The sequence below is a fragment of the Pseudomonas sp. LBUM1647 genome, from assembly GCF_059716175.1.
The window spans coordinates 1,879,476-1,891,652 of record NZ_CP166809.1 but is presented as its reverse complement, the minus strand read 5'-3'; the positions used below and the strand labels follow the sequence as shown (position 1 = coordinate 1,891,652).

Sequence of the window (12,177 nt, the reverse complement as noted above, 5' to 3'; positions counted from 1 at the left end):
GCGTTACTCGCTGCTGTCAACACCTCTTTTACACCGCTTTCGACCGAGAAGATCGAATCGTTAAAAGAGCCAAACAACCCCGCTCTTTCAACTCCTTCTGGGCTTCGATGACCTGAAGCAACTCGCTGTCGAAAACTGCGTAACTCATTGTTTACCAAGGAGTTTTCCGTTTCGACTGCGCCGGAAGTGGGGCAAATTATAGACTTCCAGAATCTGCCGTCAACCCTTAATTACACTTTTATATAAGGATGCTCAAAATCGCCGCTTATATATAGACGCGCCCACCATGAATGCGCAGTATATTGCCCAACAACACTCTCGCTTCCTACTTCGGACGATGCCACGCCATGAATGACCAACCTCGCAGCCTTGCCTCGACCCTGTTTTCGGTTGGCCTGCTATTGATAGCCATGGCATCAATCCAGTCAGGAGCCTCCCTTGCTAAAAGCATGTTCCCCATTATCGGTGCGCAAGGGACCACCACCCTGCGGCTGATCTTCGCCAGCGTGATCATGATGTTGATACTGCGCCCCTGGCGAGCGAAGCTCACCGCAAAATCCCTGCGCACCGTCATCGTCTACGGAATGGCGTTGGGCGGCATGAACTTCCTCTTCTATATGTCCTTGCAAACCGTCCCCCTCGGTATCGCGGTTGCGCTGGAATTCACCGGCCCACTGGCGGTAGCCATCTACGCCTCACGTCGCGCGATCGACTTTTTGTGGATCGCCCTGGCAGCCGTCGGCTTGCTGCTGTTAATACCTATGGGAGAAACGACCGCGGGGATCGATCTGGTAGGCGCCGGTTATGCATTGGGCGCAGGTGTCTGCTGGGCGCTGTACATTCTGTTCGGCCAAAAGGCCGGCGCCGACAATGGGGTGCAGACCGCGGCACTGGGGGTGATGATTGCGGCACTTTTTGTAGCCCCTATCGGCATCGTCCATGCTGGCGCCGCGCTGCTCACTCCCTCACTGATCCCCGTGGCCATCGCGGTCGCCATTCTGTCGACCGCCGTGCCCTACACGCTGGAGATGGTCGCCCTCACCCGAATCCCTACCCGGACCTTCGGCACGTTGATGAGCATTGAACCTGCGATCGGCGCACTGTCAGGCCTGTTGTTTCTCCATGAGTACCTTTCACTGTCACAATGGATGGCCATCATGTGCATCATTCTGGCTTCCATAGGCGCGACCATGACGATGGGGAGTACGGCCAAGCCTGCTGTCGCTGCAGATTGAGACAGGATTTGACGAGGGTCTGGTATTTGCCGCGCAATTAGGCCATGTTTAGGCCCGTAACCCAGTGCCAGACATGGATTTTTCAGATAGGGATATCAGAACGCTTCAAGCGAAAGCGAATGCAGCCAGACCCGGGCGCAAAGATCCGGGGACGCTATAAGGACAGTAATGAAACGAATTTTGATACTGATCGCCGTACTTGCCGTTGCGGGCTGCGCGGCGACATCGAAAACCCAGGTAAAACACGGCAAGAGAGGGCTGCATATCAACTGTTCCGGGCTCTCGTCATCCTGGGACAAGTGCTACACCAGTGCTGCCAACTCGTGCGCACCCAAAGGTTACAAAGTCATCGCCAAGTCAGGGGACGCTGTGGAAGAACCAGGCGATTACCCGTTCGGCCTCAACCCGGCAGGCTATACCAGCCGCAGCATGATCGTCATCTGCAAATAGATTGATGCCGCCTTGTCAGGTTCGTGGACCTGCGATCTGGCGGCCAATCTCATCGTAACTGGACTTCAGTACCGCGCGCTGGATGTCTGGCGTGGCCAGCATTCGCGCAATGACCAACGCACCGATACATTGCGACAGAATCGCCCAGGCCAGGCTGTCGCTTTCCAGAACTTGCGCCCAACTCTTCTGAAGCCGGCAAATCCAGTTCTCCGCCTGCTGACGAATCATCAGGTCTGAACGTGCAATCTCAGCCCCCAATGCCGGCAAAGCACAACCGGATTCCGGGTGCTCGACATGGGCCATGCTCAGGTAGTGTTTCAGGCAGCGCTGGAACCTCTCAGGATTCTGGACCGCCCCTAAACGCTCCAGGCTTTGAGACAGCTCACGCTCGACGATTGAAGCGAACAGCTCATCCTTCGACGAAAAGTGACTGTAGAAAGCCCCGCCACTCAAACCGATCGCCTTCATCAAACCGTCGACACCAACCGTTGAAAAACCAGATTTCTTGGCCGACACCGCACTGCTTTCAAGTAGTTTCTCTTTGGTTTCCAGTTTGTGATTGGCCGAGTAACGCATTGCCTTGCCCTCAGGATTGATCGCCTTGACGCTTGCCGAATCGTAGCATAACGTTCGTTTAGTTAACGATCGTTTATCAAAAGGATCTACCCATGAATAACAAGAAGGTCGTACTGGTTGTAGGTGCAGGGGATGCCACCGGCGGCGCAATTGCAAAACGCTTTGCGCAGGAAGGATTTGTGGCTTGTGTCACCCGCCGCAGCGCGGACAAACTCCAGCCGTTGGTGGACGCCATCAAGGCCGACGGCGGTGAAGCCCACGGGTTTGCCTGCGATGCGCGCAAGGAAGAGGACGTGATTGCGTTAGTCGAGCAGATTGAAAGCCAGATCGGACCAATCGAAGCGTTCGTTTTCAACATCGGCGCCAATGTGCCTTGCAGCATTCTCGAAGAAACCGCGCGCAAATATTTCAAGATTTGGGAAATGGCCTGCTTCTCAGGCTTTCTCAACGCTCGTGAAGTGGCCAAGCGCATGGCCAAGCGTCAACGCGGGACTATCCTGTTCACCGGTGCTACCGCCGGCCTGCGTGGGGCATCAGGATTTGCGGCGTTCGCCGGCGCCAAGCACGGGATTCGTGCCCTTGCGCAAAGCATGGCACGTGAACTAGGGCCGATGAACATTCACGTCGCCCACGTTGTAGTGGACGGTGCCATCGATACCGATTTTATCCGCGAGAGCTTCCCCGAAAAGTACGCGACCAAGGACCAGGACGGTATTCTCAATCCTACGCACATTGCCGAGAACTATTGGTACCTGCACAGCCAGCCCCGTGACGCATGGACCTTCGAGCTGGACCTGCGCCCCTGGAGCGAACGCTGGTAAGCCCTCCCCAACAATAATAAACAGAGCGCATCGACCATGAGCAAAACCGTGGAGTTCTATTTCGACCTCGGCAGCCCCGCCACTTACCTGGCCTATACCCAGCTGCCGAAGATTTGCGAGCGGACCGACAGCCAGTTGATCTACATACCCATCCTGCTGGGCGGCGTCTTCAAAGCCACAGGTAACGCCTCCCCCGCGACCATCCCCGCCAAGGGCCGCTACATGTTTCAAGACCTGGACCGCTATGCCAAGCGCTATGGCGTGCCACTGAAGTTCAATCCCCAATTCCCTATCAACACCCTGATGCTGATGCGCGCCGTCACCGGCATGCAGTTGCGCCATCCCGAACGCTTTCAGGCGTTCATCGACTGCCTGTTTCACGCCCTCTGGGTTGAAGGCCGCAGCCTCGATGACCTGGCGACCGTCGCGTCAGTACTGACACAGAACGGTTTCGATCCAAATGAGGTGCTGGCCCTGACCGCCGACGAGGAAGTCAAAGCCACTCTCAAGGACAACACCGAGAAAGCCGTGCAACGGGGCGTATTCGGTGCCCCGAGCATGTTTGTCGATAATCAGCTGTTCTTCGGCCAGGATCGCCTGGACTTCGTCCTTGAAGCCCTGAGTTAAATCTCGACAACCAACCGCCCCTGCGCAGCTCCCGAAACGAGCAGCTCATGGGCGGCCTCGGCGGTTTGCAGGGTGAACTGCCGAGGGTCGAGCAACGGTTTCAACCGACCCGCCTCGATCAACTGCGCAGCCTCCCGAAGTATCTCCCCATGGTGCTCACGCCCTTTGCCAGTCAGCAACGGCAACAAGGTAAACACTCCTGAATAAGTCGCCCCACGAAACGAGAGCGGTGCAAGACTGTGCTGCCCCCATCCAAGACAACTCACCACATGCCCCTCGTAGACCCGAGCAGCCTTGAATGAAGCGTCCAGCGTCTCACCACCCACCGTGTCGTAGACAATGTCGAAGCCCTCCCCCGCCGTGTGCTCAGCCACATACTCCTCAACCGAAGATTTTCGATAATCAATAAACTTCGCACCGAACCCTTCGATGATCGCCTGCTGCCCGGCCGACCCGGTGGCAAACACGTCAGCACCGAAAGCCCGGGCAATTTGCACAGCCACATGCCCGACACCACCCGCACCACCGTGAATCAGCACTTTCTGACCCGCCCGCACCCGCGCACGATCCACCAATCCTTCCCACGCCGTGATCAGCACCAACGGCAACCCCGCCGCCTCTCGCATGCTCAGATTGACTGGCTTGCGCGCCAGCAGTCGTGCATCGACGGCGGCGTATTCAGCCAGTGAACCCTGCGCACCGCCAATGCCGGTGGCCATCGCATAGACCTCATCACCCAATAGCCATCCGCAGACACCCTCCCCCAATGCCTCCACAGTTCCCGCAAGATCAATACCCAATACCGCCGGCAGCGGCTGGCGCGCATGAGCAGCCTGACCCGACCGAATCTTTCCATCCAAAGGGTTCACCCCACTGGCCTTGATCCTGACCAATACCTGACCGGCTCCAGGCTCGGGCCGTTGAATGGAAGCCAAGCGTAAAGGCCCGTTGGCCGAATCAACAATCAGAGCGCGCATTTCAAGTGAGTCAGTCATTTCGCAATTTCCCGTCAGAGGTGGCTGTGGGATTAATCTTCCTCCCCCTCACTCATGCCGATAAGACGCTATATAGCTATAGTGACCATGCCCATTTGGCATCAATGAGAAATCCCGTGGACAAACTCAATGCAATGGCGATCTTCGTTCGCGTTGTCGAACGAGGCAGCTTTTCTGCCGTCGCCCGGGAATTGCAGACCAGTCAGCCGACCATTAGCAAAGTGCTGCGAGCACTGGAAACTGAGCTGGGTGGGAAGCTGATTTCCCGCAGCACCCGACAACTGTCCCTGACCGACGAAGGTCAGCGGTACTACAGCGAATGTCGACAAATTCTGGCGGCCGTAGACGCCGCAGAACACAGTTTCACTCCGGCAGCGAAGCTGTTGCCGGAAACCTGAAAATCGGATCTTCCGTGAGTTTCGGGCGCTTGCAGATTGCTCCGCGACTGCCGGCATTCCTCAAAAAACATCCACAAGTGCAGATTGATCTGCAACTGAGCGATCAAAATCAGGACCTGGTCAGTGAAGGACTGGACGTCACGTTCAGAATCGGCGAGTTGAACGACAGCGGATTGATTGCCCGCCACATCGGCACCACCCACCGAGTGACCGTCGCAGCGCCCGACTACCTTGCACAACACGGCCACCCGCAAACGCCCGAAGAATTAAGCGGACACAACTGTCTGCTGTTCAACCTGCTGAACAGTCAGAACCTATGGGTTTACGAGAGAGAGGCACAACGTCACGAAGTGCGAATCAAGGGCAACGCACAAAGCAACAACTCCGAGGCAATCCGCGAGATGGTATTAGGGGGATTGGGGATTGCGCTGTCGCCGGTTTGGCTGTTCAGCGAGGACTTGAAGGCGGGACGCGTGACCGCGATTCTGCTGGAATACAGCGCACAGTCACTGCCGATTCATGCCGTGTCCCCGGCGAATCGTCGCCAATCCGCCAGGGTCAAAGCCTTTGTCGACTACATGAGCCAGGCGCTCGAAGAAGCGCCTGAACTCAAACCGATCAAATAGCCGCAGTCCGGGTGTTCAACCACTCAAGGGCTGCGCCGTCGAGCAACGGGCTCAAGCGCTGGCGCACCTCGGCGTGGTAGGCGTTGAACCACTGCTTTTCGTCGTCAGTCAGCAGCGACGGTTCCAGGCAGCGAGTGTCGATCGGGCACAAGGTCAGGGTTTCGAACTTCAGGAATTCACCGAATTCGCTTTTGCCCGCCTCACGGTTCAACACCAGGTTCTCGATCCGCACACCCCAGCGGCCCGGACGGTAAGTGCCCGGTTCGATTGAAGTGATCATGCCCGGCTGCATCGCGGTTTGCGGTGCAGCGGCGGCCTGATAGGCGATGACCTGCGGGCCTTCGTGCACGTTGAGGAAGTAGCCGACGCCGTGACCGGTGCCGTGACCGTAATCAACGCTTTCAGCCCAGATCGGCGCGCGGGCAATCGAATCGAGCAACGGCGAGAGAATGCCACGAGGGAATTGTGCACGGGACAACGCAATCACGCCTTTGAGCACCCGCGTGCAATCGCGCTTCTGCTCATCGGTCGGCGTACCGACCGGCACCATCCGCGTGATGTCAGTGGTGCCGCCCAGGTACTGGCCGCCAGAGTCGATCAGCAACAGACCGTCGCCTTCGATCACCGCGTGTTCTTCTTCGGTGGCGTGGTAGTGCGGCATCGCGCCATTGGCGTTGAACGCGGCAATGGTGTTGAAGCTCAGTGATACATACCCCGGACGTCGGGTACGCGCCGCCGTCAGGTGTTCGTCGATGGTCAGTTCGGTGATGCGCTCACGACCCAACGCAGTGTCCAGCCAGGTGAAGAATTCGCACAGCGCCGCGCCGTCCTGCTCCATGGCCTGGCGAATGTGCTCAGCATCGGCCAGGCTTTTCTGCGATTTGGCCAACGTCGTCGGGTTCAGGCCTTCGACCAGCTTCACGCCGTTATCCAGGTTATCCAGCAAGCCGGCGGTGACGCGCGCCGGATCGACTTGCAGACTCGCCCCGCTCGGTACAGCGCGCAAGGCGGCGGCCACTTCGCTGTAATCGCGCAGGGTCACGCCGTCCTGTTCGAGGATCGCGCGCAGCTCGGCATCGACCTTGCTCAACGCAACGAACAAAGTTGCTTGCTGCTGGCTGATCAAGGCAAAGGAAACAAACACCGGGTTGAACGACACGTCACCGCCGCGCAAGTTGAACAGCCAGGCGATGTCATCAAGGGTGGCGATGAAATGCCAGTCGGCACCGCGATCTTTCAAAACCTCACGCAGCTTGGCCAGTTTCTCGCCACGGCTGACCGTCGCCTGAGGCGGCAGGTGTTGATAGATCGGTTCATTTGGCAGCGTTGGACGGTCGCTCCAGACTTCGTTCAACACATCGATGTCGGTGCGCAGACGTGCGCCGCGCTCTTCGAGCTTGCCACCCAACGTACGCGCCGAAGCCACGGCCATTACCGCACCATCTACCGCGACGACGCCGCCTTCAGGGGTTTGCTCGGCCAGCCAGTCCAGCGGGCCGGGCTGACCCGGTTGCAGCTTGACCAGTTCGATCCCGCTGCCTTTGAGCTCCTTGGTCGCTTGTTCCCAATAACGGCTGTCGGCCCAGACGCCGGCAAAGTCCGGCGTAACGATCAGCGTGCCGACCGAGCCATGGAAGCCCGACAACCATTGCCGCCCCTGCCAGTAACCTGGCAGGTATTCCGAAAGATGCGGATCGGCCGACGGCACCAGCAGAGCATGAATGCCCTCCCGGCTCATCAGTTCGCGGGTTTGCGCCAGGCGTTGGGGCACCGATCCATTGATCGAAGGCTGCGTACTCATCATGTCTCCTGCTAATCACTTCATCATTATTGTTGAGTGCCGATCAACGCCGACACTTTCAGACCTTATTGCCAAAATGCCGGAGCACTGGCGCAGGCCGCTTTAATCAGGTGTACCGCTTGGTCGACGTCCTGCTCGGTGGTGAACCGGCCGAGACTCAAGCGAATGGTGCGACTCGCCGAGCGGGCGTCATGCCCCAGGGCCAGCAGCACATGGGAGGGCGCATTGCTGGCGGAGTTGCAGGCCGAGGTCGCGGAAAACGCGATCGAGGTGCTCAACGCCGCGGAATTGAACTCGCCTTCGTTGAAGGTCAGGCTCAAGGTATGAGGGATGCGCTGGGTCGGACTGCCATTGAGACGAACGCCGGGAATACTCAGCAGCTGTTCGAGCAAGCGTTCGCGCAACCGGACGATCGTGGCTTTCTCTTCATCGAACAAAGAGGCCGCCAACGCGAACGCCACACCCATGGCAGCGATTTGGTGAGTCGCCAGGGTGCCGGAACGCAAACCGCCCTCGTGACCACCGCCGTGAATCTGCGCCTGCACACGCTGCTGCGCGCGCGGCCCGACGTACAGCGCGCCGATGCCTTTGGGGCCGTAAATCTTGTGGGCGGAAAATGACATCAGATCCACTGGCAACCGGGCCAGGTCGATCACCACTTTGCCTGCACCTTGAGCCGCGTCGACATGGAACAACGCATCGCGTGCACGCACGACTTCGCCGATGGCCGAGATGTCGTTGACCGTGCCCAACTCATTGTTGACCAGCATCAGCGACACCAGAAAGGTGTCTTCGCGCATCGCTTCGCTGACCGCTTGCGGGGTAATCAGACCCTCGGCGTCAGGCACCAGATAGGTCACCGCAACACCGGCGTCCTGCAACTGCTTCGCCGTGTCGAGAATCGCTTTGTGTTCGATCTGGCTGGTGATGATGTGGCCGCCAGAAACGCCGCGAGCCTGGGCCACACCCTTGAGCGCGAGGTTGTTCGATTCGGTGGCGCCGGAGGTCCAGACAATCTGGTCCGCCTGAGCGCCGACCAGTTCGGCGACCTGACGCCGCGCCTGCTCGACCGATTGCCGGGCTTGTTGACCGAACGCATGGGAGCTGGACGCTGGGTTGCCGAAGTTGCCGGTAAAACCCAGGCACTCGACCATGACCTTGATGACCCGCTCATCCACCGGCGTGGTGGCGGCGTAGTCGAAATACAGAGGACGTTTATTCATAGAAAACTCGCAGAGCATGTTCCGGGATCAGGAGGCTCGTCACTGATACGTCAAAGCGCAGCCTCGTGAGCTGCGCCGATCGTTCAGAGCGTTAGAAATACCTGATCGGAGGCCGTTAAAGAAGAACAACTTCATTTAAAAGTGCGTAGGAACGCTCCTGAAGTCGAGCTTAACAGGCATCGGGCAACCGGTTGAAGCAATGCGTCAGTGAAAGCTTTCGAGCAACAACGGATACAGCGAAGCCACCAGCAGCAAGGCCATGCCCCAGTTGAACAGCCGCAACCAGCGGCGATCCTTCAGCACGTTGCGCAACAACGTGCCGCAGCCTGCCCAGACACTGACGCTCGGCAGGTTGATCAAGGCAAACACGGCCGCAATCACGATCACGTTGGTGAAATAACCCTGCATTGGCGTGTAGGTGCTGATGGCACCGATGGCCATGATCCAGGCCTTGGGATTGACCCACTGAAACGCTGCGGCACCCAAATAGCTGATCGGCTTGCTCTCGCCCTTTTCACTCTCGGAAACCGGTCCCGAATGGGCGATTTTCCACGCCAGATACAACAAATACGCCGCGCCGACGTAACGCAAAACGCTATAGAGCAAAGGATAGGTTTGAAACACTGCGCCCAAGCCAAAACCTACCGCGACGACGAGTACAAAGAAGCCGCAGGTGATGCCAAGCATGTGGGGGATGGTGCGGTTAAAGCCGAAGTTCACACCCGATGCCAGCAACATAGTGTTGTTGGGGCCGGGAGTAATCGAGGTAACAAGTGCAAACAGGGCAAAGCCCAGCAGCAAATCGAGCGAGAGCGTCATGGGTGGCAGTCCATCGGGGTCAGTCAGGTGTTGACCCTATCGCATGCCTTCAGGGAAACCCATGGACAGTTGCGTGAAACTTCAAGCGGTACAGTTTTCGATCAGCTAGGACGACCGTGAAGCTGTACAGCACGTTCGGCGTTCATCTCGCCTTGTTTGTCGAAACTGAACGATTTTTGTGGTTGGCCGAGCAATTCGGCTTTCTTCGCGTGGTACTCGTCGAAGGACAAACCTCGACGATTCAGCTCCTCAAGCGCCAATTCCCTGGTTTCTTCCGCGGTGTACGGCCGTAATTCCGGGGAAACATGGCTGGCACATCCGGCGAGTACGGAGACCGCAAGCAGCAAGAAAGTAGCGATTAGTGGTTTCATTGTGAGCGTCCTGACATCTGGGTTCGAGGCAATGAACACAGGCTACGCCGGGCATCCGGTCAGCAGAAATCAACGCTCTCGATAGTGGCTATCGACTTTGACTGATGCCGCTCAGGTAGAGCGCCTTATATCTCCAAACGATCTATAAATATTAATTTAAGGTCTTTTACGGAATAACACGGAGTCTTTATAACAACTGTCATCGCTTCACGCACTGTTGCCCAAGCAACTGTTTGCCAGGCAACAGTCATTCAACAAACAGCTCTGCCATTCGTACAGCGTCTACCGGCCAACGCGCTGAAAGCCCCGTAAATCGGGGCTCCGAGGGATTGGTACAGCTCTTGCTCTCTGTCAGTGACTACTCACTGCTCCCTGAGCAACTGTTTAAAAAGGAACTGATCATGTCGCGTCCATTGAAAGTCGTTGCCCTCTCCGGCGGTACATGGCGTCCGTCCCGCACATTGGTGCTGACCCAGGCGCTGTTGGCGCAACTGGCCGAGCAATTGCCGATTGAAAGCAAGCTGATCGAACTGGGCGACATCGCCCGACCGTTGGGCGCCGCGCTGTCCCGTCAGGAATTGAGCGCCGAGATCGAAGCCGAGCTGCAAGCGATCGAGAACGCCGACCTGCTGATCGTCGCCGCGCCGGTTTATCGCGGTTCCTACCCTGGACTGCTCAAGCATCTGTTCGACCTGATCGACCTCAATGCATTGATTGACACGCCGGTATTGCTGGCCGCCACCGGTGGCAGCGAGCGTCATGCACTGGTGCTCGATCACCAGTTGCGACCGCTGTTCAGCTTCTTCCAGGCATTGACCTTGCCGATTGGCGTCTATGCCACCGAAGCCGATTTCTCCAATTACCAAATAACCAGTGAACTTCTCAAGGCCCGCATACAACTGGCTGCAGAACGCGCCGCGCCGTTGTTTGGCGTGCACCCCAAAAATCTGCTGAAAATCGCTTAAGGATTTCTTCATGGATGTTTTCTGGTTTCTGCCGACTCACGGCGACGGCCATTACCTGGGCACCACTCAGGGCGCTCGCCCGGTGACACTCAACTACCTGAAACAAGTGGCCCAGGCGGCTGACAGCCTTGGCTACCACGGTGTACTGATTCCCACCGGGCGCTCCTGCGAGGATTCGTGGGTGATTGCTTCGGCGCTGGTGCCGCTGACCGAACACCTGCGTTATCTGGTAGCGATCCGGCCGGGAATCATCTCGCCAACGGTCTCGGCGCGCATGGCCGCGACACTGGATCGACTGTCCAATGGCCGCTTGCTGATCAACGTGGTCACGGGCGGTGACCCGGATGAAAACCGTGGCGACGGCATCTTCCTCGACCACAGCGAACGCTACGAAGTGACCGACGAATTCCTGCAAATCTGGCGTCGGGTGCTGCAAGGCGAATCGGTGGATTTCGAAGGCAAACACCTGCAAGTGGAGAACGCCAAGGCGCTGTATCCGCCGGTGCAAAAACCTTATCCGCCGCTGTACTTCGGCGGTTCTTCCGAGGCAGCGCATGAACTGGCGGCCGAGCAGGTTGATGTTTACCTGACCTGGGGCGAACCACCGGCCGCTGTGGCGGAAAAACTGGCCGATGTGCGTGAACGTGCAGCGCGAAACGGTCGCACGGTGAAGTTCGGGATTCGCTTGCACGTGATCGTTCGCGAGACCGCCGAAGAGGCCTGGAAAGCCGCGGATAAACTCATCGAGCACATCAGCGACGAGACCATCGCGGCCGCGCAGAAGTCGTTCTCGCGTTTCGATTCCGAAGGTCAGCGGCGCATGGCCGCGTTGCATGACGGCCGTCGTGACAACCTGGAAATCTCCCCCAACCTGTGGGCCGGTGTCGGCCTGGTGCGTGGCGGTGCCGGGACGGCGTTGGTGGGCGATCCGCAGCAAGTGGCGGCGCGAATCAAGGAGTACGCAGATCTGGGGATCGAGAGCTTTATCTTCTCCGGCTATCCGCACCTCGAAGAGGCTTACCGTTTTGCCGAGCTGGTGTTCCCGCTGTTGCCTGAGCCGTACGCCAGCCTTGCGGGGCGCGGCGTCACTAATCTCACCGGACCGTTTGGCGAAATGATTGCCAATGATGTGCTGCCGGCTCACGCCAAAGCCTGATCCTGCCCGCCGGATCCGCCCCGACCCTGTAGGAGCTGACGAGTGAAACGAGGCTGCGATCTTTTGATGTTAAAGATCAAGATCAAAAGATCGCAGCCTGCGGCAGCTCCTACG

General features: G+C 58.1%; 12 protein-coding genes and 1 pseudogene. 7 read left to right on the top strand and 6 right to left on the bottom strand.

Annotated features, from left to right (window positions below):
• Positions 1-347 precede the first annotated feature (347 nt).
• Together rhtA and ACA059_RS08590 are read left to right on the top strand one after the other, a co-directional pair.
• On the top strand, positions 348-1,235 hold the full coding sequence (rhtA, locus tag ACA059_RS08595) for a threonine/homoserine exporter RhtA (RefSeq protein WP_497633414.1): 888 nt from the start codon (positions 348-350) through the stop codon (positions 1,233-1,235).
• A 168-nt stretch (positions 1,236-1,403) separates the two neighbouring features.
• Positions 1,404-1,685, top strand: coding sequence for a hypothetical protein (locus ACA059_RS08590; RefSeq protein ID WP_008156219.1), 282 nt, complete (start codon positions 1,404-1,406; stop codon positions 1,683-1,685).
• Positions 1,686-1,700: 15 nt separating this feature from the next.
• Here ACA059_RS08590 and ACA059_RS08585 read toward each other — a convergent pair whose 3' ends face one another.
• A complete protein-coding gene (locus ACA059_RS08585; protein ID WP_497633413.1) occupies positions 1,701-2,261 on the bottom strand; it encodes a TetR/AcrR family transcriptional regulator in 561 nt (186 codons plus the stop codon).
• Positions 2,262-2,353: 92 nt separating this feature from the next.
• On the opposite strand from ACA059_RS08585, the gene ACA059_RS08580 reads away from it, so the two are divergent.
• Positions 2,354-3,082 (top strand): SDR family oxidoreductase, encoded by a 729-nt coding sequence (locus ACA059_RS08580; protein ID WP_497633412.1) that lies wholly within the window; start codon positions 2,354-2,356, stop codon positions 3,080-3,082.
• A gap of 36 nt (positions 3,083-3,118) precedes the next feature.
• On the top strand, positions 3,119-3,709 hold the full coding sequence (locus ACA059_RS08575) for a 2-hydroxychromene-2-carboxylate isomerase (RefSeq protein WP_497633411.1): 591 nt from the start codon (positions 3,119-3,121) through the stop codon (positions 3,707-3,709).
• Here the strand turns inward: ACA059_RS08575 and ACA059_RS08570 are convergent.
• On the bottom strand, positions 3,706-4,704 hold the full coding sequence (locus ACA059_RS08570; protein WP_497633410.1) for a zinc-dependent alcohol dehydrogenase family protein: 999 nt from the start codon (positions 4,702-4,704) through the stop codon (positions 3,706-3,708). The genes ACA059_RS08575 and ACA059_RS08570 overlap by 4 nt on opposite strands.
• Before the next feature lie 104 nt (positions 4,705-4,808).
• On the opposite strand from ACA059_RS08570, the pseudogene ACA059_RS08565 reads away from it, so the two are divergent.
• Positions 4,809-5,728: pseudogene (locus ACA059_RS08565) on the top strand (LysR family transcriptional regulator).
• On the opposite strand, the gene ACA059_RS08560 reads toward ACA059_RS08565, so the two are convergent.
• From ACA059_RS08560 to ACA059_RS08545, 4 genes are all read right to left on the bottom strand, one after another.
• Positions 5,721-7,529, bottom strand: coding sequence for an aminopeptidase P family protein (locus ACA059_RS08560; RefSeq protein WP_497633409.1), 1,809 nt, complete (start codon positions 7,527-7,529; stop codon positions 5,721-5,723). The pseudogene ACA059_RS08565 and the gene ACA059_RS08560 sit on opposite strands and share 8 nt — an antisense overlap.
• A gap of 65 nt (positions 7,530-7,594) precedes the next feature.
• On the bottom strand, positions 7,595-8,752 hold the full coding sequence (locus ACA059_RS08555) for a cysteine desulfurase family protein (protein ID WP_497633408.1): 1,158 nt from the start codon (positions 8,750-8,752) through the stop codon (positions 7,595-7,597).
• 204 nt (positions 8,753-8,956) lie between these two features.
• Positions 8,957-9,571, bottom strand: coding sequence for a LysE family translocator (locus tag ACA059_RS08550; protein WP_497633407.1), 615 nt, complete (start codon positions 9,569-9,571; stop codon positions 8,957-8,959).
• A 101-nt stretch (positions 9,572-9,672) separates the two neighbouring features.
• Positions 9,673-9,942: a hypothetical protein gene (locus ACA059_RS08545; protein ID WP_283181094.1), complete on the bottom strand. Its 270-nt coding sequence runs from the start codon at positions 9,940-9,942 to the stop codon at positions 9,673-9,675.
• A 401-nt stretch (positions 9,943-10,343) separates the two neighbouring features.
• Between ACA059_RS08545 and msuE the strand changes: the two genes are divergently transcribed.
• Positions 10,344-10,907, top strand: coding sequence for an FMN reductase (gene msuE, locus ACA059_RS08540; RefSeq protein WP_283181095.1), 564 nt, complete (start codon positions 10,344-10,346; stop codon positions 10,905-10,907).
• A gap of 10 nt (positions 10,908-10,917) precedes the next feature.
• Positions 10,918-12,063, top strand: a complete 1,146-nt coding sequence (gene ssuD, locus ACA059_RS08535) for an FMNH2-dependent alkanesulfonate monooxygenase (protein ID WP_497633406.1) — start codon at positions 10,918-10,920, stop codon at positions 12,061-12,063.
• The last annotated feature ends 114 nt before the right edge of the window (positions 12,064-12,177 follow it).